The organism is Wolbachia endosymbiont of Aedes albopictus (assembly GCF_024804185.1).
GTDB lineage: Bacteria > Pseudomonadota > Alphaproteobacteria > Rickettsiales > Anaplasmataceae > Wolbachia > Wolbachia pipientis_B.
The window spans coordinates 785738-811014 of record NZ_CP101657.1; the positions used below are offsets into that span (position 1 = coordinate 785738).

22 protein-coding genes and 1 pseudogene are annotated in these 25277 nt (G+C 35.4%); 12 read left to right on the forward strand and 11 right to left on the reverse strand.

Features of this window, described 5'->3' with window-relative positions:
- Positions 1–58 precede the first annotated feature (58 nt).
- Positions 59–517: a hypothetical protein gene (locus NHG98_RS04045; RefSeq protein ID WP_096560738.1), complete on the forward strand. Its 459-nt coding sequence runs from the start codon at positions 59–61 to the stop codon at positions 515–517.
- 132 nt (positions 518–649) lie between these two features.
- Positions 650–1446: pseudogene (locus NHG98_RS04050) on the forward strand (IS5 family transposase).
- 327 nt (positions 1447–1773) lie between these two features.
- On the opposite strand, the gene NHG98_RS04055 reads toward NHG98_RS04050, so the two are convergent.
- Together NHG98_RS04055 and NHG98_RS04060 are read right to left on the reverse strand one after the other, a co-directional pair.
- Positions 1774–2451 carry a hypothetical protein gene (locus NHG98_RS04055; protein ID WP_096617694.1) on the reverse strand — a complete coding sequence of 226 codons (678 nt, stop codon included), beginning with the start codon at positions 2449–2451 and terminating at the stop codon, positions 1774–1776.
- Positions 2435–2686, reverse strand: coding sequence for a hypothetical protein (locus NHG98_RS04060; RefSeq protein ID WP_096617696.1), 252 nt, complete (start codon positions 2684–2686; stop codon positions 2435–2437). Before NHG98_RS04060 ends, NHG98_RS04055 begins: the two co-directional genes overlap by 17 nt.
- A 249-nt stretch (positions 2687–2935) precedes the next feature.
- Here NHG98_RS04060 and NHG98_RS04065 point away from each other — a divergent pair, with 249 nt between their 5' ends.
- The 5 genes from NHG98_RS04065 to pyrF all read left to right on the forward strand — a co-directional run bounded on the left by NHG98_RS04065 (position 2936) and on the right by pyrF (position 9215).
- Entirely contained in the window at positions 2936–5488 is a 2553-nt protein-coding gene (locus NHG98_RS04065; protein ID WP_096617698.1) for a valine--tRNA ligase, read from the forward strand.
- A gap of 77 nt (positions 5489–5565) precedes the next feature.
- The gene (locus NHG98_RS04070) at positions 5566–6975 is read left to right on the forward strand and encodes a coiled-coil domain-containing protein (protein WP_259245303.1); all 1410 of its coding nucleotides are present in this window, start codon (positions 5566–5568) and stop codon (positions 6973–6975) included.
- Positions 6976–7144: 169 nt separating this feature from the next.
- On the forward strand, positions 7145–7915 hold the full coding sequence (locus tag NHG98_RS04075) for a hypothetical protein (RefSeq protein ID WP_259245304.1): 771 nt from the start codon (positions 7145–7147) through the stop codon (positions 7913–7915).
- 53 nt (positions 7916–7968) lie between these two features.
- Positions 7969–8502, forward strand: coding sequence for a hypothetical protein (locus NHG98_RS04080; protein ID WP_259245305.1), 534 nt, complete (start codon positions 7969–7971; stop codon positions 8500–8502).
- A 44-nt stretch (positions 8503–8546) separates the two neighbouring features.
- Positions 8547–9215, forward strand: a complete 669-nt coding sequence (gene pyrF / locus NHG98_RS04085; protein WP_096617700.1) for an orotidine-5'-phosphate decarboxylase — start codon at positions 8547–8549, stop codon at positions 9213–9215.
- Positions 9216–9831: 616 nt separating this feature from the next.
- Here pyrF and NHG98_RS04090 read toward each other — a convergent pair.
- Positions 9832–10068, reverse strand: coding sequence for a hypothetical protein (locus tag NHG98_RS04090; RefSeq protein ID WP_096617702.1), 237 nt, complete (start codon positions 10066–10068; stop codon positions 9832–9834).
- Between the two features lie 48 nt (positions 10069–10116).
- Between NHG98_RS04090 and NHG98_RS04095 the strand changes: the two genes are divergently transcribed.
- The 4 genes from NHG98_RS04095 (at position 10117) to NHG98_RS04110 (ending at position 15125) form a co-directional block, all read left to right on the forward strand.
- Positions 10117–11316: a phage major capsid protein gene (locus NHG98_RS04095; protein ID WP_096617704.1), complete on the forward strand. Its 1200-nt coding sequence runs from the start codon at positions 10117–10119 to the stop codon at positions 11314–11316.
- 229 nt (positions 11317–11545) lie between these two features.
- Positions 11546–12052, forward strand: a complete 507-nt coding sequence (locus tag NHG98_RS04100; protein ID WP_096617706.1) for a hypothetical protein — start codon at positions 11546–11548, stop codon at positions 12050–12052.
- A 99-nt stretch (positions 12053–12151) separates the two neighbouring features.
- Complete coding sequence (locus NHG98_RS04105) at positions 12152–13483, forward strand: DNA recombination protein RmuC (protein ID WP_096617708.1); 1332 nt, start codon at positions 12152–12154, stop codon at positions 13481–13483.
- A gap of 211 nt (positions 13484–13694) precedes the next feature.
- On the forward strand, positions 13695–15125 hold the full coding sequence (locus tag NHG98_RS04110) for a hypothetical protein (protein WP_259245306.1): 1431 nt from the start codon (positions 13695–13697) through the stop codon (positions 15123–15125).
- A 43-nt stretch (positions 15126–15168) separates the two neighbouring features.
- On the opposite strand, the gene pstB is transcribed toward NHG98_RS04110, so the two are convergent.
- The 8 genes from pstB to NHG98_RS04150 all read right to left on the reverse strand — a co-directional run bounded on the left by pstB (position 15169) and on the right by NHG98_RS04150 (position 21687).
- Positions 15169–15927 (reverse strand): phosphate ABC transporter ATP-binding protein PstB, encoded by a 759-nt coding sequence (gene pstB, locus NHG98_RS04115; RefSeq protein WP_096617710.1) that lies wholly within the window; start codon positions 15925–15927, stop codon positions 15169–15171.
- Entirely contained in the window at positions 15924–16709 is a 786-nt protein-coding gene (gene dapB / locus NHG98_RS04120; RefSeq protein WP_096617712.1) for a 4-hydroxy-tetrahydrodipicolinate reductase, read from the reverse strand. Before dapB ends, pstB begins: the two co-directional genes overlap by 4 nt.
- Before the next feature lie 418 nt (positions 16710–17127).
- A complete protein-coding gene (locus NHG98_RS04125; protein WP_259245307.1) occupies positions 17128–18069 on the reverse strand; it encodes an Rpn family recombination-promoting nuclease/putative transposase in 942 nt (313 codons plus the stop codon).
- Between the two features lie 246 nt (positions 18070–18315).
- Positions 18316–19332 (reverse strand): DNA polymerase III subunit delta, encoded by a 1017-nt coding sequence (gene holA / locus NHG98_RS04130; protein WP_096618009.1) that lies wholly within the window; start codon positions 19330–19332, stop codon positions 18316–18318.
- Between the two features lie 5 nt (positions 19333–19337).
- Positions 19338–19526: a hypothetical protein gene (locus tag NHG98_RS04135; RefSeq protein ID WP_096618007.1), complete on the reverse strand. Its 189-nt coding sequence runs from the start codon at positions 19524–19526 to the stop codon at positions 19338–19340.
- Positions 19527–19657: 131 nt separating this feature from the next.
- Positions 19658–20458, reverse strand: coding sequence for a metal ABC transporter permease (locus NHG98_RS04140; RefSeq protein ID WP_096618005.1), 801 nt, complete (start codon positions 20456–20458; stop codon positions 19658–19660).
- Position 20459: 1 nt separating this feature from the next.
- The gene (locus NHG98_RS04145; RefSeq protein WP_096618003.1) at positions 20460–20816 is read right to left on the reverse strand and encodes an Mth938-like domain-containing protein; all 357 of its coding nucleotides are present in this window, start codon (positions 20814–20816) and stop codon (positions 20460–20462) included.
- A gap of 4 nt (positions 20817–20820) precedes the next feature.
- Positions 20821–21687, reverse strand: a complete 867-nt coding sequence (locus tag NHG98_RS04150; protein ID WP_096618001.1) for a 4-(cytidine 5'-diphospho)-2-C-methyl-D-erythritol kinase — start codon at positions 21685–21687, stop codon at positions 20821–20823.
- 81 nt (positions 21688–21768) lie between these two features.
- Here NHG98_RS04150 and NHG98_RS04155 point away from each other — a divergent pair, with 81 nt between their 5' ends.
- Positions 21769–25242: a UvrD-helicase domain-containing protein gene (locus NHG98_RS04155; RefSeq protein ID WP_259245584.1), complete on the forward strand. Its 3474-nt coding sequence runs from the start codon at positions 21769–21771 to the stop codon at positions 25240–25242.
- Positions 25243–25277: the final 35 nt, after the last annotated feature.

Sequence of the window (25277 nt, forward strand, 5' to 3'; positions counted from 1 at the left end):
TTTCTGCTTGATGGAGATATGAACAAATGGTAATATATCAATTAATTAGAGAGGTTGTATGGATGACGGCACTAAAGGAGTTTTAGTATTGTGTGGTATAGCATCAGTAATAGGAGCATTGACAGGTTTGGGGTTGAGTTTTACAGCTTTATCACCTTTGGTTATAGGTGGAATTATTGCCGCCATTCCTGTAATATTATTAGCTGCATTTCTTATATGCAATAGTGTAAAAAAAGGAGAATTCTCCAAAGAAGATCTTTTCGGATCTGCTTGTTTATGCGTTACAAGCGCTGCAATTGGAGTTGGCCTTGCTGCAGCCGCAACTACTATTTTTCCTGGTGCAATGCTTGGACTGGGCTCTGCAGCTTTAGCAGGTGCAACAATAGGAGTCATAGCGCCAATTGCAGGGATGTTTGCAACCTTGGCTACACTACTTGCTGCTGAAAAAGTGAATGAATATATTATATCACCTATAGTTGAAAGAATTTTTCCTTCAAAAGGGGAGGGGTATGAATAGTTTATTTAACACTCCCACTATGGCTATACCTAATTGGGCTTTAACTATATCTCAACTTGATATTTTCTTTCCTGGTAGAATAGACTTCTTTCAAAATTAGAAGAAGGAGTGTAAGATCAAGTATTTGAAAGCATGAAATATAAGGAAATAGAAAAGTTAGAAGGAGAAAAGTTTCGACGTTTAACAGGGGTAAAAAAAGCAACATTTGAGCGAATGGTAGAAATTATGGATGAGAAAGAAAAAAAGCTAGAAGTGGAAGAAAAAGCAAACTTTGCGTAGAAGACAGGCTACTGATGGCACTAGAATATATAACCGCACATATTTTCATATTGGACAAAGTTATGGCATGAGTGAAAGTAATTGTTTTAAAATAATAAGATGGGTAGAAGACACATTAATAAAATATCCAGATTTTGCATTACCAGGAAAAAAAGAACTATTAAAGAGTGATGTAGAATATGAAGTTTTAGTAATAGACGGAACTGAGACGCCAGTAGAGAGGCCAAAAAAAAGCAAAAGCCCTTCTACTCTGGAAAGAAAAAAAGGCATACTATAAAAACACAAATAGTAACAGAGAAGAAAAGTCATATGCACATCTTTCTCGAATGGCAGAAAACACGATTTTCGGATGTTTAGAGAATCAAAAGTAGCAGCAAACTAAAATCTTAGCTGATGCTGGCTACAGGGGAATGCAGAAGATACACAAAAATGTTGTATTATCGCACAGGAAAAAGAAAAAGAATCCGTTAAGCAAAGAACAAAAAAAAGAGAACAGGACACTTATGAGCCACAGGGCAATACTTGAAAACGTAATTGGCTTATTGAAAAGGTTTAAAATCATTTCCGATAGATATAGAAAGCGACGAAAACGTTTTGGTTTAAGATTTAATTTGATTGCTGCTATCCACAATTTTGAGCTCCTTACATGAATTTTGAAAGAAGTCTATTGTTAAAATTTAGGTATTCACTGACCGTTCTTATTATAAACACCAGAATAATAAGCTACTGATATTCTCCATCTTTTTTATCTTTAATCCATCATAGCTAGCGATGCAACAAAGCCATTCCAGTGTCCGCTACTCAAACGACATGGTGAGGCATCATCCCGCGCAGAATAATTAACCGTCATCCCGCCGCGGCGCTAACAAGTAGCGGGATGACGATTGTTAGGGTGTCATCCTAATAGTGTGACACTGGTTCCTTTATGACGGTGTCATCCCAGTGTCTTTGTTACTTCTCTTTGTTATTTCCCTTTGTTACTTGCTTTTCCCATTCTCATTTACTTCTTGTGCTTTCACTCCATCTACTTGAGTACTAGGTAATGCTGCATATGTAATACCACCAGCTACGAGTGCAGATGCTACTGCTATACCAATCATTACTAACATCTCTAACCTAACTGTACGTTCAAGTGCAGTAAATGCTATCAGTCCAGCAGCAAGACCCATACCAACAGTAGCGGTATACTTCGCTCCATTGCCTTGTTTTGGTTGCTCAGTTGTTTTGTTTTTAGCTTCTAATTCTATTATTTTCTCGTCTTTAGCTTGTAACTGAGCATCATCATCATTTGGTGTTGCTTGAAACCACTGAATTTGAGCATTTAGCTCATTTATTTCCTCGTCTTTAGCTTTTAACCAAGCAGCAGCAACATTTAGTGTTGCTTGAAGCCGCTGAATTTGAGCATTTAGTTTATTTATTTCAGCTTTCTCTTCAACTTGCTGCTTCTGTTCTTCAATTTGAGCATTTAGTGTTTTTATTTTAGTTTCTGAGTTTCGTCTTTTCTTCTTTGCTGTATTCAATTTAGCTTGTAACTTTCCATTTTTCTTCTCAGCTTCTTTCTTGGACACCTCAGGCAGATCAGTAAATTCTTCTTCGGGACACTCACATATGTTTCCTATACTAGGTTGCTCGTTAATATCAAGCTGTCTTTTCATTTCTTCTCATTTCTTCAAAAGAAGTAAAAGGTATTTTTTTGGCTACAACTTGCTCTATAATGTATCTACCTTCTTTATAAGAACCAGAAACAAATAGTTCTTTGGTGTTGTTGTTACTACTCTGAATATTGAAGCCCACACAAAAAATTTTGTAGGCTTTGAAAGTAATCTTTTTATTTTCCTTTACAAAAAGTTCTATTTTATCTTTTTCGACAACCCTTGCTTCTGCTAACATAACAAACCTCAATATAAGTAATGTTTAGATAGTGTGATGCCTTTAAAACTTAATGTCGAGTAATATTTTCCATAGTGTGTTATTTTTATAAAATTTTGGCGTAGCCGTATTTGCTTAATTGTGCTATAGCTAAAGTAATTTAGGTTTACCGACAATCGTCATCCCGCTGCTTGTTAGCGGCTAAGAGATACCGCGAATGAATCGCAGTATGACGTTGCTAGCTTAAAGTTTAAAACTTAAGAAATATTTATGTTAAAAGAAAAATACGGCTTTAAAGAAATTGAAGACAAATACAACATATTATGGGAAGGCAGTAAAGTTTATAAGTGGCATGGTGAAAAGGATAACACTTTCACTATAGACACACCTCCACCAACAATATCGGGTAAATTGCATATCGGCCATATATTCAGCTATTGCCATACAGACTTTATTGCAAGGTTTCAGCGCATGCTGGGAAAAGATGTTTTCTATCCGATTGGGTTTGATGATAACGGGCTTCCCACTGAAAGATTGGTTGAGCAGACCTATAAAACCCGTGCAAAAGAAGTTGGCAGAGAAAAATTTATAGAGATGTGCCATGAAGTTATTGAGAAATCAAAGCAAGAATTCAAGGAACTATTTAAATCAGTCGGCATTAGTTACGATTGGGGTTTGGAATATCACACGATCAGCAAAGAAACTGTGACGCTTTCACAAATGTCATTCATTGATCTATATAATAAGGGATATGCGTACAGAAAAATGCAGCCCATCCTTTGGGATCCGGTTGATAAAACCGCAATTGCGCAAGCAGAAATAGAAGATAAAGTTTTTGAGTCATCCTTAAACACGATAGTTTTCTCTACTGAAGAAAATGAGCAGATCAATATTGCAACTACGCGACCCGAGTTACTTCCCGCATGCGTTGCAGTTTTTTGTCATCCAGAGGATGCGCGCTACACCCATCTGATTGGCGAAACAGCCGTGGTGCCGATCACAGAGACAAAAGTTCCAATAATAGCTGATGATAAGGTTAAAATAGATAAAGGCACTGGGCTTGTTATGTGTTGTACATTCGGTGATGAACTCGACATATATTGGCAGCAAAAGCATAATCTACCGATGAAAATTATCATCGATCAGGATGGGAGAATAAGCCTTTATGATGTCATTCCAGTGCGTGACACTGGAATCCAGGAAAAAGAGCCAATGCCAGCGATGACAGAGGAAGATATCATGTCAGCGTATGGTCAGAAAAAAGAAGAATGGATCCCAGTGTCAGCTACTCGGATGACAGACGATATACTAAATGAAATAAATGGACTAATGGTTACAGCAGCAAGAAAGAGGATGATCGAAATCCTAACTGAGAAGGAGTTACTAATAGAAAGCACTAACATTTCTCATTCTGTCAAGTGTGCAGAAAGATCTGGTGCACTACTTGAGATATTGCCTACTTATCAATGGTTTATCAAGACTTTAGAGCAAAAAGCTCAAGTATTAGATAAAGTAAAAGAATGCAATTGGCATCCAAGCAATATGCGTAAACGCATGGAAGTGTGGATAGAAGGGCTAAATTGGGACTGGTGCATCTCAAGACAGCGCTATTTTGGTGTGCCATTTCCAGCATGGTATTCCAAACGTAAGGGAGAAGAAGGTAAAATTATTCTAGCTGAGATAAAGAACCTACCTATTGATCCACTCAAAGATTTGCCAAAAGGGTATAGCAAAGAAGAGGTTATCCCAGATCAAGATGTAATGGATACCTGGGCTACAAGTTCAATTACTCCTCAACTAAGTGCACTGGCAGTAAACAGTGAGTTTAGCTTACCAAATCATCGCTATAATACAGTATTTCCTGCAGATCTGCGCAGCCAGAGCCATGAGATAATAAGAACTTGGGCTTTTTATACGATTTTGAAAGCACATTATCATGCAGATTCTTTACCTTGGAAAAACATTATGATCAGCGGTTGGTGTTTAGCCGATGATAAAAAAAAGATGAGTAAATCAAAAGGTAACATCATCACTCCTCATATAATACTTAAAACTTATGGAGCTGATGTAGTACGCTATTGGGCAGCAAACTCAAGGCTGGGAGTTGATACAGTCTACTCTGAAAATATATTCAAAATTGGCAAGCGCCTAGTTACAAAACTTTGGAACGCTAGCAAGTTTGTTTCCATGTTCATGGAAAAGCATCAAGTAATGAGCATAAATTCTGCTCACGAGACAATAGATAAGTGGATATTGTCTAAGTTATACAAAGTTATAGAAAGAGCAACAAATAACCTATTACAGTTTGAATACTGCGAAGCTTTGGGCGTAATAGAGGAATTTTTTTGGAAAGATTTTTGTGATAACTACTTGGAATTAGTAAAAAAACGCGCGTACGGAAGCAGTTTAAGTGCAAAACAAAGCTTGGCGTATGTGTTAAATGTTATTTTGCGGTTATTTGCACCTTTTTTGCCATACATTACAGAAGAGATATACCACCAGTTGTATAGTTATAATTCTGTACACAATCAAAGTAATTGGCCGAGCAAAGAAGAGCTTATCTACGATAAATATTCAGAGGAAATGGGAGACAATTGTGTGCAGATATTAAACATTATCAGAAAGATAAAAGCAGATAATAATGTATCAGTTAAGTATCTGATAAAAAAGTTGATGATAAAAGCGAGCGTACAAGAGGATAAGTTGGATCAATCTGCACAGGATGATTTGCAGGCAGTATGCAATGCGGAAACGATAGAGTGGATGCAGTCTGAGTTTGAAACTGAAGATGGGAAATACATAGTGAATATAGATTTATATTGATTTTATATGTTAAATTGTTTGATTTCCTTTAACATAAGTGTTACCATAACGATAGCTTTACTTATGAGGGAACGATAGTGGGAAATCTATATGATAAAAATAATGCGCCGTATCTTATAGTTGTTGTTCTTGCTGCTCTTATGTTACTTGCGTCTGGGACACTTGCTGTTGCTCCTTATGTTGCATTCTTATCTCCAATTGCAGCCTTTAATGTAGCTCTTCCTGTTGCCTTGAGTTTATCTATACTATCTACTTTGATACTCGCACTTTCATGCAAGATGATTGGTAATAATAAGAAAATAGAGGTTGAGAGAAATAAATTTGCTGAAAAAGAGCAAGAGTTAGAAAGCGTAAAACAACAATTAGAGAGTAAGGTACAAGAGTTAGAAAACGAAATCACTCTAGGAAAAGAAGCTGCAAGCAAAGAAGTGGAAGAATTGAATAATCAACTAAATGAATTAACTCAAGAAAAGCAGGGTTTAGAAAAAGAAGTTGTAGAATTAAAAGCGAAAGTAAAAGGTCAGTTAAAGCATAGGGAGGAAATTCTTTCCCGTGAATACCAAGAGTTACGCGATGAAAATACAAAATTGAATGAAAGAGTAGATTCTTTAATGGAGGAATTGTGTCAATGCAAATCAGAAAGTGAAGAGAATAAGTTACGCTTAAAATCAGAATATGAAGATGAGTTACGCTTAAGATCGGAATATGAAGATAAATTAAACTTGGAATTAGAATGTAAAAGTAGGGAAGCTTCTTCTCTGAAGACTCAATTAGCTATATCAAGAAAAAAAGTAGAAGAAGTAAAACGATTAAAAACTTTAAAATCGGAAAAACAACATGAGAATTCAGAAGACGACATAAAGGAATTAAAGAGGAAGTTATCCCAATTAAACAGGGAAAAGGAAAAATTAGAAGGTGAAATTAGTGATGAACGTCAAAGGTGCATTCATCTTGAAAGTGAAGTTGATAAATTGTGTACAAAGGGGAAAGAGTACTTATCTAAAATTAAGGAGCTGGAAAATGAATTATCATCTTTAAAAGTAAACAATGAAGAACTTGTTAATGAATCAATAAGAGATGAGGGTGATCACAAGACAGATATGGATAAATTCAAAAAACAAGCGGAAGAACGTTTAAAGGACAAAGAAATCTCTGTACTCAGTGTAGTGAAAGAAAGAGTAGAGCAAGGACTTTCTGGTTTAGAAGAACAACAATACGTGCAAGATACAGACCATATACAAGAAGCAGTTGATAAATTTATGCAACCTATATATGAAAAGTTAGGTATAAGTAATCAACTAGATATAAGCAGTGAACATTCATCAGAATTTAAAGGAACAGGTGAAAATACGTTTGCTAATGAACAATTCTCGAAACCAGAACCACCTTATATATCCACTCCAACAAGATCGCCATATACAAAGCTGAGTGACGCTTCATGTGATTCTGGATATTCCAGTGGATGCTTTACCTCGACCAGTAGCTAACGCACATTTTGAGTACAGTTGTACACTCGATACATAAGACCTTAGCCATTTTTAGCTAGCAGACTGAAAATGGGAAGTTTGTTGTAGGTGCAGCACTATAATCCCTCCACAGATAAGAGAATTTTAATAAATATATACAAGACTGCTGAACGTGGGGGGGAGGGGAGTAATGAGCAATTTGTTTAACAAAGCTAACACATTTTATTTTGTAGCTAATTCCTTAGCTACTCTTACGTTACTTACATCTTTAGCGCTTACTGTAACTTCTAATGTGCCTCTTCCTCTAATTCTTGCTTTAGCTGCATTATCTGTTTTGGTGCTTGCACTTTCGTATAAAATAATTAGTAATAATAAAAAAATAAAGGTTGAGAGAATTAAATTCGCTCAGAAAGAGCAAGAGTTAGAAAATAAAATAACTCTGGAAAAAGAAGCTGCAAACAAAGAAGTGGAAAAATTAAAACATGAATTAACTCAAGAAAAGCAAAATTTAGACAAGAGAGCAAAAAAATTGGATCAGAAAGTAAATGAGTCAGAAGTTGAGAGAGAATCTCTTCTTAAAGAAAAAGAATCTTTAGAGAAAAGATTAGAAACAGCAAAGAATCGTACGTTTGAAATAGACAATGAATTGGGCAAAACAAAAGAGGAAATAGATAAGCTTGTTGCACGAGAAGAAGAATTACATCTTAAAATCTTGCGTTTACGTGAACAGTTACAAGAAAAAGAAGAACGTATAACAGAATTGAAAGGGAAAATAGACAATAATCAATGCAAAGAATTAGAAAATAAAAAATTGAATGGGGAAGTAGAAGAATTACGTAAAGAAATGAGGAAGTTATATAAGAAAGAAAATAAACTTTATAAAGAAAAAATATATTACGTAAAAAAGAAGACGAACTTTGTGAAGAAAGGGATATACTACATGAGGAAAAAGATAACCTAGAGCGTAAAATCGAAGAAGTTAATCAGAAAAATAAAAACTTATCTCAAGAATTAATGAAGAGATTTAAAGAGTTAGATAAAACAAATGGTTTAATTGAAAATCAATCTTCTGAGTTAGATGAGATAACAAAGGATTACAATAATAAGATAAAAGGGTTAAAAAATCTACTTTCAGAAAAATCCTCTCAAATAGAACAACTTCAAAAAGGTTTGAAGGAAGTAGTGAGTCTTATACAACGGGCTATACAACATATAGCATGCGAGATAGAAAGACCAATAAAAAGAAGTAGAGATAATAATATAGAAGTAGTATTAAAAAAAGTGTCTGGTGAGATTCAAGTAATAAAATCTTTGTTAGAAGAGCTAAAAGAAACAGCCGTACAACACTTGCCAGAACTTGTAAAAGATTCTGAATATGCATCATTACCAGACGAAACATCTGTTTCTTTATATGCAGGAGATCGTGAATATGGATCCGAGGAAGATTCTGGATATAACAGTCGCTCATCCACTCCGATCAAACCTTCATCTCTATTAAAGGAAGTATGTAATGAATACAGTCAATCCAATCAGAGTGCAAGAACTTGACAATACAACAATTAGTCTTATTATAAAATAAATCATGCAAGATAATGAACCCAATAATATGCGCACTGGATACACAAGACTTAAATAAGGCTATTTCTCTAGCTAATATTCTGCGTGATAAAGTTGGCATGGTAAAGCTGGGGTTAGAATTTTTTGCTGCTCATGGTTTCTCTGGAGTGCAAGAAGTTGCAAAATGCAATGTACCAATTTTTTTAGATCTGAAATTACATGACATTCCAAACACTGTAGCTAAAACAGTTGAAGTAATAAAAGTTCTGAGCATTGAAATGTTAACTCTGCACATCAGCGGTGGAACAAAAATGCTTGAAGAAGCGCTAAGTGTGGTGCAAGGCACAAAAATAAAGCTGATTGGAGTGACAGTGCTAACTAGTATGAGCAATGAGGATTTAAACGAGCTTGGAGTAGCAAGAGAGGTAAAATCACAGGTAATTTTGCTTGCAAAGTTTGCAAAAAAGATTGGACTCCATGGAATAGTCTGTTCTGCATTGGAAGCTCAAGAAGTGCGCCAAGAATGCGGTGAAGACTTTAAAATTATTACTCCAGGAATTCGTATAGATCCAGGTCATGACGACCAAAAAAGAACAGCAACACCAAGAGAAGCAATAAATTCAGGAGCCGATTATATCGTCATTGGCAGACCCATTACAAAAACTGCAAGTAGTGCAGAATTAATATTAAAATCTCTTATCTAATCGAAGCAGATAAAAAAAATGCTTGACACAAAAAAACGAACGTTATATAGTGTTATTATCTTTTATTTTGCCTCGCTTAATTTAATTACTGAATTAAGCTTACAGTACTAAGCGTGGTACAAAGTGCCACGCTATTTTCCGGTTTACATTTTCAACAGATAAAAAATGATGCCATTTCAGTGTCAAGTACATAACTGTACGAACATTGTAGTTTGAGCCACCAGTGGGCAGTGCCCAGACTACTTGGATTCAGAAAACTTAACTTTAAATAAGTGGCTGCATAATAAAGACTAGATTCCAGACTGGAATGACACCCTACTTAACCGTCATACCGCGATTCATTCGCGGTATCTCATCCGCTAACAAGAGATCCCGCTGCGGGATGAAGGTTGTCAGGGTAGCTGTCATCCCAGTGCCCTGACTACTTGGATCCAGCTTCTATGCAACTTAATTAAAAACATTTGTTTTAGCGTAAGACAACCGCCTTAGCTCATCAGCTCAGTTATAAGCAAAATTCCTAGGTTCCAGCGTCACGCGCTGCCTACTGGTAGAGGTTGCTCTCAAATTGCAATACTGTGGGAAACATCCATAGCTGTACGAACATTGTAATTTGGGCCTACCAGGAGGGCAATGCTTCTTGTCCAAGTACCCTCTTCTTGTCATCCCAGTGCTTGACACTGGGATCCAGCTTTTTGGTAATTTTACCGAAAATGTTTGCTCGTTTACAATCAATTTTCCTAGATCCCAGTGTCAAGCACTGGGATGACAAGAAAGGGAGCACTGGAATGACATCGTTTACTATGTAACATATTGCAATATTCGTACAACTGTGGGAAACATCTATGGATGCCATTCCTATTACCTTATTTCCATTTTTATTTCATTTTCAAAGGAGGCTATTATGTCACTTACCGATATCGCTCACCGTATTAATGAACTCGCTTCATCATGGGAGCAATTTAAATTAATAAATGATCGCAAATTAAAAGAAATTGAGAGCAAAGGGCGTGCTGATTCTGCAACGATTGAGCAGCTATGCAAGGTAAATAATGCCATTGATAGTTGCAAAGAGCGTTTAGACTTGATCGAAACTGCAGCTCAACGTCCAGAAGTAAATACAGATTTTAGCACAAGTGATAAATATTTTTCTGATTATATCCGCAAGGGAATGGAAAGCGGTTTATCACACAAAACCCTCAGTGGAGATGATAATGATATTGGAGGGTATCTAGTTACTCCGCATATTGTAAAACGCATAAATAAGCGCGTAACTGATTCGTCCCCAATGCGACAAATATGCTCCAATCAAAGAATCTCTACTGAAACATTGGATTACATTATAGAAGATTTTGATCGTGCCGGTGCAGGTTGGAGCAGTGAAACAGTAGATGATGAGAACGGTGGCAATAAATCTAAGTATGATTTTGCAAAAGATACGGACACGCCTAAAATCCAAAAGATTTCTATCACGACTTACGAGTTATATGCTCAACCACAGATATCACAAAAGTTACTCGATGATGCGTTTGTTGATGTTGAGAGTTGGCTGGTAGAAAAGATTGCCGAGACTTTTAGTAAGGAAGAAAGCGAAGCCTTCATTAAAGGTGAGGGCACTTTTCAACCTAAAGGGATTTTAACTTATGAAAATGGAAACAGTTATAATAAAATAGAGCAAGTTAAAACTGAAAAATTAGATAGCGATTCAATAATGATATTGTACTATTCTCTAAATGAGTATTACTCTAGAAATGCGTCATTTTTGATGAACAGGAGTACATTGAAGGACATTAGGCTGCTAAAAGCTCAAACAGGTCAATATCTCTGGCAACCAAGTTTGTCGCTTGAAGCTCCAGATACCTTAATGGGAATACCAGTATATCAATCTGCCGATATGCCACCGGTGCCAAACAATCAGCTACCGGTAATTGCGATGGCAGATTTCAAACAAGCTTATAAGATTGTAGATAACAGAGGAATGAGAATATTACGAGACCCTTATACGAATAAACCTTATGTGAGGTTCTTTGTCACTAAGCGTGTCGGCGGAGAGGTTGTAAACACCAGTGCTATTAAATTGTTGAAAGTTGCGAGCAAGTACTAAAAACTTCCACAGCATCATCTTTATAGCTGACCAAAGCAACACGTCATACCGCCGCGGATAGATTCCGCTAACTAGTAGCGGAATGACGGTTTTTCAAATTGCCGTAAGGCAGTTTAGCTATAGAACCATTTTACTTCTTTTTATACCATATGTTTTCTCTCCACAGTTGACAGGTTAGACTTTATATGTAATAATCGAGTTAATTTATTATTAATTATAGGGGTAAAATATGTGGGAAAAAATAAAAAAGTTTTTTAAGTGGATTGCTGATCACACAGGAATTTCATGGATTGCAAGAAAAATTTCATCAGGTTGGAAGTGGTTGTTTGGTGGTAAAGCAAATGCTACTCAACAAAATAGATCACAGCAAGAGAAGTCTTCAGGCAATGAGAGACAGGAACCTGCTCAAACACAATCAAAAGGTACTACAACACCAAAAACTCTAGATGATGAAGTTAATTCTCAACCTGGAGCGTCTGTAAATAATAGCACATCAAACTCTGGTAGCTCGAGTTTCGTAGAGATTGGATTCGGTGAATTTCCAGAAGAAAATAAGGAAGATAATTCAGGATCACCAAAAACAAGTGGACGTGGAGACGATATTGATGGATTATTATCTAATTTTGGTAAAAAATCAGATGAGCAATCAAAAATTGACGGTGTAGAAGGAAAAAAGCCTGCAACATCATTAAGTGCGTCTGACGTGCAAGCTGCTGGTAATGATAAAACAAGATAAACAAACTTCCAAAAAAAGAGCACTTTTTTAGGTGCTCTTTTTTTCTTTCTTATACATACAAAAATCATATAGAATTGTAAACACAGTTCTTTTATTCTGATGCTTTTCAATTCTATAGCTCTGGTTGTCTCTCTATTACTATTTTTCTACATTATCGTAAAAAAACTGAGCGAAAAGAAAGCAAACCTTGAGGGTAATTTATGTAAATTAGAGCAAGAACTTCAAGAGACAAAACAAAGTTTGCTTACGAAGAATGAAGAAATAGTTGATTTAAGGGTCAAAAGAGCAGAACTTGAAGTAACTCTGCAAAAAGAACGTGAGGAAAAGAAAAAGGAAATAGAGTTACTAACAAAAGCAGAGGAGAGATTAACAAACACTTTTAAAGCGCTCTCTCTTGATGCTTTGCAGACAAATAACAATAATTTTCTGAACTTAGCGAAGGAAGTAATCGATAGTAAATTAAAAGAAACGGAAAGCGATTTTAAAAAAAGACAAGCAACGATTAACGAAGTTGTAACTCCAATAAAAGAAAAATTAGAAAAATTCGATAATGAAATACGTGAGCTAGAAAAAGAGAGGGTAGGGGCCTATGAAGGTTTAAAGGAGCAAATTGGAGCGTTGATGAACCAAACTTCCAGCCTTGCTAATGCCTTGAGAAAGCCCCACATTAGAGGAAAATGGGGTGAAATGCAGTTAAAGAGAGTGGTAGAAATGGCGGGAATGATTGAATATTGCGATTTTTTTACTCAAGCCTCAGTGATTGATAAAAATGAGGATAATTTATTGCGTCCTGATTTAATAATTAAAATGCCATCTGGAAAGCAAATAATAATAGATGCTAAAGTGCCACTGGATTCCTATATGGATGCTATATCACAAAATGATTTGCAAATACAAAAGGAGAAATTAAAGAATCATTCCCTGGCAATAAAAAAACACATAAATGACTTGGGTAAAAAAGAGTATTGGAATCAATTTGAAAATACGCCAGAACTTGTGGTGCTTTTCTTAACAGGGGAGGGGGTTTTTAGTGCAGCACTGGAATATGAGCCTGCTTTGATAGAGATTGGAGTGGAAAAAAAAGTGATCATTGCAACACCGATCACTCTAATTGCGTTGCTGAGAGCAATAGCGTATGGGTGGAAGCAAGAGATGATAGCTGAAAATGCAAAGAAAATCAGTGAACTAGGTCATATTTTATATGAGCGCATTTGCACAATGGGTGAAAACTTTGATAATTTGCGCAGGAGCTTAAAAAGCGCTGTTGATCATTATAATAAAACTGCTGGTTCGCTTGAAGCAAGGGTGTTTCCTGCTGCCCGAGAATTCAATAAGCTTGGTATACATGCAAAAAATAAAAGTTTAAGTACTGCAAAGGAATTAGAATCTTTACCACGCAATTTACATACTGGGGAATTGAAAGTAGATTAGACTTCTTACATAACCATTCAAGAGCCAGACCATAGGCGTTTTAGATCTAGCTTTAGCATTTGTGATTAACACAAGCAAGATTCACGTTTTTTTAATATTTATATATAGCTTATCTGCTTGCTGCCGCTTTTTCTTTTATTAACATATTAAGGAAAAATTTGACTTTTTATCTAAAATAATATAAAATAAAATAATAGTTGGTGAGGTAAAAATGTTAGTATCAAAAGAGCGTAAGGAATATTTACTAGAAAAGTTTAAATATGCTGCCAAAGAATTTGGCAAATCTGGTACGAAGTCCAATCATAAAACAGTACCAAAAGAACAGCAACTCTCTATTGATTTAGGTAACAAAAAAGTTTTCGATATTATAAACAGAATTTTACACTGGATAGAAAGTAAATTTAAATATTTTTTTCTACGCTATAATTTATTTCCAGAAGTTGGAGTTAAAGAAAGAAAGATCCCTGGAATTAATACAAAGGTTAAGTATTTTACTCCAGATGATCAAATAGAACATACTAAAATTACTTATAAAGGAAAATTATACATAGACTTAATGCCAGAAATAGAAGGTAATAAGTTAAAAGGCTTTAAAGGCAAATTATATGATACAACTGATAAAATTAGTAAGGGAGAAAAAGGTTGTGTAGCTTATGTGATCACGCTTGATGGAAAGCTAGTCACTCATGAACATATTAATGTTAATAAAAGCGAATGGGCTTATCGTCATTCAACTCTTGCAGGTGGTAGGCCAGTTTTATGTTCTGGTTTAATAAAAGTGGTAAATGGTAAAATAACTTATATAGACAATAATAGTGGGCATTATAAACCAGAATCAGCAAATTTATACAATGCAGTGAAAAAGTTAGAAGGTCTATTTTCGAAAGATGCAAAAGTTGTCTGCTTACCATATTGGGTTAGCTTGCAAAAACAAATTCCGTTTATACGCAAAATTAATCTAGCCAAACAAGAGCCAGTAGAGAAATTTTTGCAAAGGATGGAGAAAAAAGGAAAAGATGGATTGACTAAATATGAAAGACATTTTAAAGGGGTAAAAGAATGCAATGAACAGTATGAACAAAAGTTGCTTCTTGCAAGCTATAAATCACCTACAAATGAACTGCCCTGCAAACCAACTATACATAAAAAACACAGGTTGAAATACTCTAGATATATTAACTTACACCTTAATTTTTTGAAAGAGTTCGATGAAAATCCCAAAGTGCAAAAAATGGCAATAGAACACTCAATAAGAAGGACTATTGGAGCAAATTATGGCCATAAACCTACAGTTGCGCTTGCTAAGGCACAGATAGCTAAAGATGGAAAGTTGCAAGAAACGGACGAAATAGTAGGTATAAATGTAACCTTTCACCATGAGAACGATTGTAATAGCTTTGCTAAATTTCTGGATCTCAAAAAGCATAGCTATAATTGCACATCTCATCTGAAGGACAAAGAAATTGATGAGCTTCTTAAATATACATATGACGAAAAAGATAGAGCCACTATAGAAAAATTAATGCCCAATAAACATACAGTTTTTATGAGTACAGACCAGGCTGATAAGTTTATAAAGGACACTTTACAAATTGAAATAGACAGTGTTGAACAATTGGGTATCCGTTTAGTGGAGCGTTAAAACAGATAAACAAAGCTAGTCAAGCTACTTTGATGACAAAAATTTAATGATCCAGGATATACTCCTTTGTTAAGGGAGATTGAGCATCTTCGAATATTTCCTGAGTGCTTCCAGACTCAACAATTCTGCCATTATGAAAGAAAATTACACTATCAGATAACTTTTTAGCTTGCTTCATTGAATGAGTTACCATAATTATAGTAAACCTTAATTTCAGCTCTTGTATAAGATTTTCGATTGCATTGGTTGCCATTGGATCAAGAGCGGAGCACGGTTCATCCATTAATAAAATAGTTGGCTTCACTGCAATTGCGCGAGCGATGCATAGCCTCTGTTGTTGGCCACCGGATAAATCGAGTGCACTATCTTGCAATCTGTCTTTTAATTCTTCCCATAAGCCAACTTTAGTTAAACTATTTTCCACCATCTCATTCAATTTTTGCTTATCCTTCACCATACCATGCAGTTTTGGCCCATAAGCAACATTGTCATATATTGATTTTGGAAAAGGATTTGGCTTTTGAAATACCACGCCAACTTTTGCTCTGAGTAGCACAACATCCATATCGCGTGAATATATATCACCCAGCCCATCGATATCTAATTCACCAACAGTTTTGCATCCAGGTACATAGTCATTCATACGATTAAAACAACGCAAAAATGTTGATTTACCGCACCCGGATGGTCCGATAAAAGTAGTAACTTTTCTTTTATAAATATTCAAATTTATATCGAATAAAACTTGCTTAGAGCCATACCAGAGATTTAAATATTTAACAGAAGCACGTGTATTGCTCATATCACATTCTGCATTGAATAGAGCCCCGGAATTTCTCTTTTATTTTCATATAGCCATACTGCTGCTTGAACAGCTCCTCTAGCAAATGTTGTGCGATCAATTGCTTTGTGGTTTAGTTCTATCCGTTCATCAGAATTAACAAACATCACGCTGTGATCTCCTATTACTCCACCTCCACGAGATACTGCAAAACCTATTCCCCCCTTTTTTCTTATGTTTAAACCACTATGTAAATATTGATTAGACTGAAAATCCACTTTTGAAGCGTTAGCAATTGTTTTGCCAAGTTCTATAGCTGTCCCAGATGGTGAATCCTTTTTTAAGTTATGATGCATTTCCCAAATCTCAACGTCATATTCATTACCTAAAAGCTCAGCAGCTTTTTTTACCAATTTCAGCAACACATTAACCCCAACACTCATATTTGCTGACCATAATATTGGAACTTCAGCAGCATACTCTTTTAAATCGACACCTTCTATTCCAGTTGTGCCACTAACCAGCGGTGTTTTAAATTTTACAGCTGCTTTAAGGCAGTCTAACATACATTCTTTAGTTGTAAAATCTATTACAACGTCAGATGACTCAAATACATCGCTGATAGAACTTGTAACCTTAATTCCTAGATTGGCTATAATTGGTCCAATATCTAAGCCTATGTACTTACCGCCTGGACGGGCAACAGCACCTGCTATTTCCACTTCTGCATTTGTAATTAATTCATTGAGTATTTTTTTGCCCATTCTGCCTAAACAGCCTATTACTCCAACTCTGATTTTCATAAAGCTTTTTGTGTTATATTAGGCCTTTTTTTAGGCTTTGTCACTTCTGATCTATATTCTATAGCTAACACGTCATACCGCTGCGATGCTAACTAGTAGTGGAATGACGAGGATGCCGCCGCGAACCGTCATACCGCCGCGGTATCTCTTAGCCGCTAACACGTAGCGGAATGACTATTTTTCAAATTGTCGTAAGTCAGTTTAGCTATATATGACTCATTTCTTTACTGTAACTTAACAAGAACTGGTCTGTAGCTAATAGTTATTGACAATAAGGGTAATTAACTTTGATAAGAATCTTTTCTGTGTTCAATTGAAGTCTGTATGTTCTGGAATATCTATATAGTAAATTATGCGGTAATCGTAGACTACGCTGCCAACTTAAATTATGCCACAAAGGTTTTCCAAGTGTAACCTTTCACAGATTTCCGCTTAATTCTTCGATCTCACTAATAGAAAGGCCTGTAAACTTGACAATAGTGTTGACATCAACATTATTAGCAAGCATTGCTTTTGCGACTTCAATTTTCCCTTCAATCTTCCCTTCAATTTTCCCTTCAATCTTCCCTTCAATTTTCCCTTCAATTTTTCCTTTCTCTATACCTTTTTGTATACCTTTCTCTTCAGCAAGATCAAGTCTGTATTCAAGAATAGCTTCTTCTTTGCGTAGATCCATTATCCTTTCTTCATAGGCTACTAAATCTTTTTCGTTCCAACGAAACTTGTCTAATTCATCATATGCTAGCTTTATTATTGGCGCTTTTTCTGCTATCTCTTTTAAGTCCTCTTCTGTTGTTTCTTCTGCGTATTTAAAAAAGAAACACCACCTTTCTACTATACTTTCTAACTGCTCTACTTTATTTTTTGCGAATTTAGGCAACTCAATAAAGACAAACTGAAAATCTTTTAAGTAATGGCCGTTAGTTTTTATATCACGTATATTGTGAGTAGAAATATAATCAACTTCTTCAGGAAGTAAGTTACAATTTGATATAGCAATAAAGAAGACTTTCTTTAAATCAATGTAGTTGCCAGATTTATCTAATTGTCTTGAATAGGCTTTAGCGGCATATAATTGAGCGCGTTTTTCGAAGCCCTTGTCTCTAGCGAGCTGCATTTCTGCTATATATCTATTTCCGTGAGAATCCTTGCAGAGAACATCAACAATACTTTGTTTATCAGAGGCAACTTCGGGATCCATAATAGTGCTAAGAAACTCAACTTCTTGTATTGCATTTATCTCAGTAAACCCTAAAATATCGTTCAAAAAGTGAATAAGGATATTCTTATTTTTTTCCGTTCCAAAGATTTTTTTGAAACACAAATCATTGCGAGGATCGAGAAATTTTGAAAGAGCCATGGCAAAAATGCTTAAAAATATTAATAATTATACACTATTATTAACAATTATTCAACCATATTTTTGAAGATAGCTATGCAGCCGTGGCGCTAACACGTAGCGGAATGACGGTTTTTCAAATTGTCGTAAGTCAGTTTAGCTATAGGTAGCAATTTTCTGTATTTACTTTAAATTGAAGAAAGCTCAAATGAAAGATCGTGCTTTGCTAAAAATCACAGAATGCAGTCTGGTTACACCTTATCTTTGTTAGCTATAGCAAGTAATTTTATTTGTAATATGACAAATCACCTGCTGAAAAATCATTTTATGATCTAAATCAGTTTTTTTACAGGTAACTTCTAAACTTATCAATTCTTCCAAAATCTTTTTAAGTTCTGAAAGTTGCAAACTTTTCAAATGAGATTTAAAGCTCTGCAATTGTTTAAAAAACAATGGAGGGCTTAGCTGATCAATCGCAGCCTGTTCACTCATTCCACCTTGCACTGACAGCAAAACGTTTTCAAGGCGTAGGAAATAATTTGATATAATGCGAATTAGCGCTATCGGTGAAAAATTTTCTTGCGATATCAATGCATCAGAAATTCTAATTAAGCGCGACATATCTTTACTTGCTATGGCAGAGCATAGATCATCAAGTGTAGCATAGTCGTTGCCGGAAGTTGAAAAGCATAATTCTATATCAGTAAGTTTTAGGTCTTTTCTCTCCCCTAAGTACAAAACTAACTTCTCAAGTTCTGAGCATATAGGCAGCTTGCTATGATTAAAGTAAGATTGCAAATGGTAGATTATCTCATTTGTGCATTTTATATCATTTTGTTTTAAGTAACTTGATATAATGTCATAAAGATTGCTGTTGCTGTCCTTATAGCAAGCAATCACACCAAAAATTTTTGAACTCTCCATATAACTTTTAGTCACAGAATTATATGGAAGATCACTTGCTACCATCATTACATAGTGACCACTTGCGTTATAATCCAATACGTTTTTTAACTCTTTGGATATACCTCCACTCACATTTATCAGCTTAATTAATTTTTTGCTGGTAAACATCGAAACGTTTGCTAATTCAGAAAACAGTAAACCGGGTGACTTATTTACTATTGCAAAATCCATCACCTGAACTGAATACTCACCCAAACTGGCAATTATTTCTTGTACATAAAAACCAACCCTACTGTTATCACTTCCATGAATTAACACACCACTTAAAGCGTCAGGTTTCTCTAGGAATTTTTTAACTTTGAATGGTGTAACCCTCATGCCACCTATATGATGTCATTCTCATTTGATTGTACATGAGTATCCAAAGACTCTGAGTTTTCTTGCGCAATATTGTGCACATCATCTGCCGTACTCTGCACATTATCCGACTCTTCTGTTTTTCCTGTGATATAATTATAAAATTTTTTCACAGGTTGAGATATATATTTGGAAAAAAATCCTTCTTCGCTCATATTGCTTACTCCATAAAATTAACAACTTATCATTAGCATATAAATAATAGTATAGCAAAAACTATTTTGTGCTAAGATAGTGATATTTTATAATGAGTATATTACAAAATTATTAACATTCGAGACTAAAATTAAGCCAACCTACTTAATATTAGCCTTATAAAATAAGCGATAATTAAATATACAGCTGCAACAAGTATAATTGCAGGACCAGTTAACAAATCAAAACTTGCAGATAACATCAGACCTGATATCCCAGAAATCACAGAAAAAACTGTTGCAACAATAATCATCTGCATCGGAGTTTTCGAAATGAGCCTTGCAGATGCTGCTGGTATTAGCAAAAATGCAGCAATGAGTAATATCCCTATTAATTGGGCAGCAATTGCTATAAATATAGCAAGAGTGATTAAAAATTCTAGTCTAACAAAATTGACATTAATCTTCTCAACTACTGCTAAATCTTGATTAATTGAAATCATTAACCAATAACGCCATCTAAATATTAATGTCAAAGTAACTATTACAGAGATTAAAAAAATCAATATTATATCACTTTGATCGAGCATTAATATATCACCAAACAGTGAGCTAATAATACTGTTATTGCCTGATGGAAGAAAAGACATAAGTATTAAACTCGATGATAAAACTACATTGGTAACAATGTTCAATATCGTATCAGCAGAATATAATCTGTTAAAATTAAGAGAAAGTAGTATAGCAAATGTAATTGCAATGAGCATTATGCTAAGCGATGGGCTAATCTTAAAGATTAAAGCAAGTGCAACACCAAGCAACGAAGAATGGGACAAACTATCACCAAGATAAGATAACCTTTGCCATATCATAAACGATCCTAAAGCGCCTGTTACTAGGCTAATTACGACTACTGCAACTAGACTGTTGATGAAAAAGTCCTGGGTAAGCATGCTATATGGCTATTAGACAACTGACAACAAATCTATCTTCGGATATTAAAACGTTATGGGTTCTGCATGCTGCACCGGTTGTCATAAATTCAAAATTTAAACTTTTTTGTTTCATAAGATAGGACTTCACTGAAGAACTTAGTATATTGCGTGTTTTACCAGTACCTATTATCAAAATTTCTATTTCCTCTGTCAAAAAAGATTTAAAATGTTCCTTGCTATTTATATCACTTTCTTTCAATTTAATCACCTCTTCAGGAAAAACTATAATTGAGCCGCAATATTCTCTATTATTCACCAAAAATTTTCCTTTCCTGTAACCATTTATAAGATTTTTATTCTCGGAAATTAAGGGCATAAAGTTAAACTATTAATTGAGTGTTGCATACCCACCATCCTGGTTGTTTCTCTTTGATATTCACTGTCGCAGCTTTCGCATTTTCCTCACTATCGAATATTCCAAAGCATGCTACACCACTGCCTGACATGCGGGAAAGTATAGAGCCTTCTTGTGACTCAAGTGTTGACATCACATCCTTAATTTCAGGTACAAGGCTTATTGCTATTTCTTGAAGATCGTTTCTTGTCTCTTTAAGAAGCTTCAACAAATCCTTTTCAGCGTCATTGCTCCATTTAATTGGCTCAGAAAATTCTCCTTCATGCTTGGAAAATACCTCTGATGTACTCAAAAATCTTTTTTTCGGTTTCACAAGCACCACATTCGTAGGTAAGGAAAATTTTTGGACATAGCACAATTCTTCGCCAATACCTCTAACAAAAACAGGCTTGCTATCTACACTTGCGGGAACATCAGCACCAACGTTTAAGGCTATTTCATTTAAAATCGTCCTATCAATCTTCCACAGCTTCCCTAGCGTACGTACCACAGCTCCAGCATCTGAGGATCCGCTACCGAGTCCTGCAGCAATTGGTATGTTCTTTACAACTCTAATAGAAACTTTAGTACGCACTGGAGCATGTCTAAGCAGCAGATTAACCGCTTTCGTTACAGTGTTATACTGGTTATTTATTCTAGACTCGGAGTTTATAAATTCAACTGTAGAGTTATCGTATCTAGAATACTTCTCACCTACTTTTATTTCCAAAAAATTAGAAAGATTAGCAAAGACAAATAAACCTTCAATCAAGTGATATTCTGTTTCCTTCTTATTTACAACATGCAAAAAAAGATTGATTTTTGCAGGCGCCTTTACACAAAAACTTTTCATTATATATCTTCACTAAGACTATTTTTACATTATATGTATAATGCTATTTTAGTCAACGTCTATAAGGTTTTTGCACTTCTGATGAGAAAAAATGCCATAAATCCTAATTTCTCTGTATGGGTAAATGCGTCCGCTGGTACAGGCAAAACAAAGATCTTAATAGACAGAGTATTGAGACTTTTATTAGAAAACAAAAGAAATATTCTCTGCTTAACGTTCACCAATGCTGCAGCAAATGAGATGGAGAACCGCATTCACAGTACACTTAGTAGGTGGGCAATATGTTCAGAGAGTGTATTGGTTGCAGATTTAGAACAATTAGATTTCTTTCCGATACCATCCCAGAGTTCCCTTTTTTGTCATCCAAGTAGCACAACACTGGGATCCCAGCACCCCTACTTGTCACGCGTGACACTGGGATCCAGAGAAAATAAAGATTATTTAACAAGAGCAAGAAGGCTTTTCTCTGAACTGGAAAATCTTGGTCTAACCATACAAACCATACACGCTTTCTGTTACAAATTAATTTCCAGATTTCCCATAGAAGCTGGCATCGCCCCAAATTGTACGCTGAGTGAATGTAAAGAATTACATTCCATCATATTCAATAAAGTGCTTTATAACGAAACTGTGCAGGATGATATCAACCTTATTGCAACTGAAATTGATGAAAATAAATTACGCGATTTGCTTTATACTTTATGTATAAAAAGATCGATATCAGCAAATGATTCGAAATATATCAAAGATAAATTGAGCGCCCCAGATGAAATTCATGACTTACAGAGTGAAACGACTGAGCACATAAAAAGATTAGCCGAGATATTAAGTGAAGGCAGTAAAAGAGATCAGAGTTATAGTGAAATACTTTATTCTACTGTCATCCCAGCTGGGATCCAGAAAGAAAATATGTGGATTCCAGTGTCAGCTACTTTCATGACACCAGGCCTAGTAGATCCCAGTGTCAGCTACTCGGATGACACCGGAATGGAACAGAAAGACACCAGAATAGAAGATTTAGCCAAGGTATTTCTCAAATCAGAATCGCACGAAAAAAAGAGCATATCATCCATTGCAACAAAAAGTACTTTGGAAAAATTTAGAGATGCAGAGCAAATAATAGAGAGCGTTCAGAATGTAGTATTTACTCATATAAAAGACATGAACTCTTATCAAATATTCAAGAGAACCAGTAGCTTACTTGGTATATTTAAAGTATATGTTGATCTATACAGTAGCGAAAAATCAAAAAACGCACTGCTTGACTACAATGATATAATTGGCTTAGCAACAAATCTTCTCAGCAATCCAAACTACAAAGATTGGATATTGTTTAACTTGGATCAAAAAATAGATCACATCCTTGTTGACGAGGCACAAGACAATAGCATCAGCCAGTGGAAAATTATAACAAATCTCTGCGATGAATTTTTTGCCGGTAATGATGAAAAGCGAACCTTATTTGTAGTTGGTGACGTAAAACAATCCATATACAGATTTCAAGGAGCAAATCCCCATCTATTCAACTACATGCAACAATACTTTCATACGAAAACTGGTGGCAGAGATTGGGTATCATGCCAACTTGAAAAGTCATTTCGTTCAACTCCAGAAGTTTTGATGCTTGTAGATAGAATATTTAACAACTTCCGCGCAGAAATATCTTTTGTTGATAATGAAATAAAACATGTTCCACATAGAGAAAATGATCAAGGATATATTGAAATTTGGCCAGCGTTACCAAAGTGTAAAGAGAAAGAACAGCGAGCTTTACAAATTCCTCTGACATGCAAGGAAGGTTATACAATAGCAGATCGATTACTTGCTCAGGCAATAGCCCACAAAATTCACAACTGGTTAAATGAAGGGCGAATTTTAGTTGCTAAAGATCGCCATATAGAACCAAGGGACATTGTGATTCTGGTACGGCAACGAAACGTGTTAGTTGATTACATAATAAGCGAACTTAAAAAAGCAAGCGTGCCAGTTGTAGGCCGAGATTATTTTAGAATTATGGACTATATAGCCGTGCAGGACTTAATAGCTTTGGCCGAATTTTTACTCCTCCAGGCAAATAATCTAGCTCTTGCAAATGCTTTAAAATCACCGTTATTCAATTTTACCGAGGATGATTTATTCAATATTGCATACGACCGCAAAGAACAGTTGTTATGGGAAAAACTTCAAGATTATCATAAGGTTATCTATAGTGAATTAAACTATCTCATTAACTTATCTCGCATAGAATCTCCTCTTACACTATTTACACATATATTGCGTACAGGTAAGAAGAAATTTGCTGCAAGGCTAGGTCTTGAGTGCTTCGAGGTTCTAGACGAATTTATGAACCTTGTGTTGCAATTTGAAAATCCATCTCTTCAAGCATTTGTTCAATGGATCAAGGAGAATAATCCGGAGATTAAGAATGATATGCAATCAGAACGCAATGCTGTGCGAATAATGACAATTCACAAATCAAAAGGTCTGCAAGCTCCCATAGTATTTTTGGTTGATACAAACACAGTGCCAAGAAACAGTGAAAGCATTATCTTTGATGGAACAGAAGTGCCATTTTGGTGTGGAAAAAACAACAACGCTTATTGCGATCAAGTAAAAAGAGAGAAAAAACTGGAGGATTATAATGAATATTTGCGTTTATTATACGTAGCACTCACACGTGCTGAAGATGAGTTATACATCTTAAGTAAAGAGCCAGTGCAAAAGGGCTCTTGGTATGATCTAATCACTCAGTATGGAGAACCATATGAAAAGAAACAAACATACTTACAGCCAATATTTAAAGAAAAAGTTGAAGTACTATGTGTGAACGCAAACTACCCTTACATTTATAAAAAACGTGATTATTTTGACGTTCCAGTGATTTCGCTTCCGCCAAACCTATCAATGTCGTTCCAGTGCTTGACACTGGAATCCAGTAAAAAAGAAGGAGAACCAGCATCAGCTACTCGCTCTCCGGTTTCATTCCAGCACTCTCTTTCGTCATTCCAACATCCTTCCTTGTCATCCCAGCGTCCTCCCCTGTCATCCCAGTGCTTGACACTGGGATCCAGTAAAAAAGAAGGAAAATCAGCATCAGCTACTTGGATGACAGATGGTTATACAAGAGGCTTAATAATCCACAGCATATTACAATATATGCCCAAGATAGAAAAAGAAAGGAGAAAAAATTGGGTCAGAAAATATCTTGACAATATAAACACCAGTGAAGATAAGGATGAAATTTACAGTAAAATATTGGCCTTTAATGAAAAATATGGCTATTTGTTTGACTTAGGAGGCAAATCAGAGATTACACTGAGTGGAATAATCGATGGCGAACCAGTATTAGTACGACTAGATAGGCTATGCATAACGCAAGATAAAGCAATCATAATTGACTACAAATCACACCGTAACGTTTCTGTTTCCTTATTAAATGAAATAAAAAAGCAAATGCTGACCTATAAAACCTTAGTACAAGAAATATATCCAAACAAGCAAGTAGAGTGTGTGGTTATTTGGGTGGAAGATTTAACCATTCAATCTGACTTTTAACGAAACTTGATTGCAAGAGTGCGGTAAAAGAATCT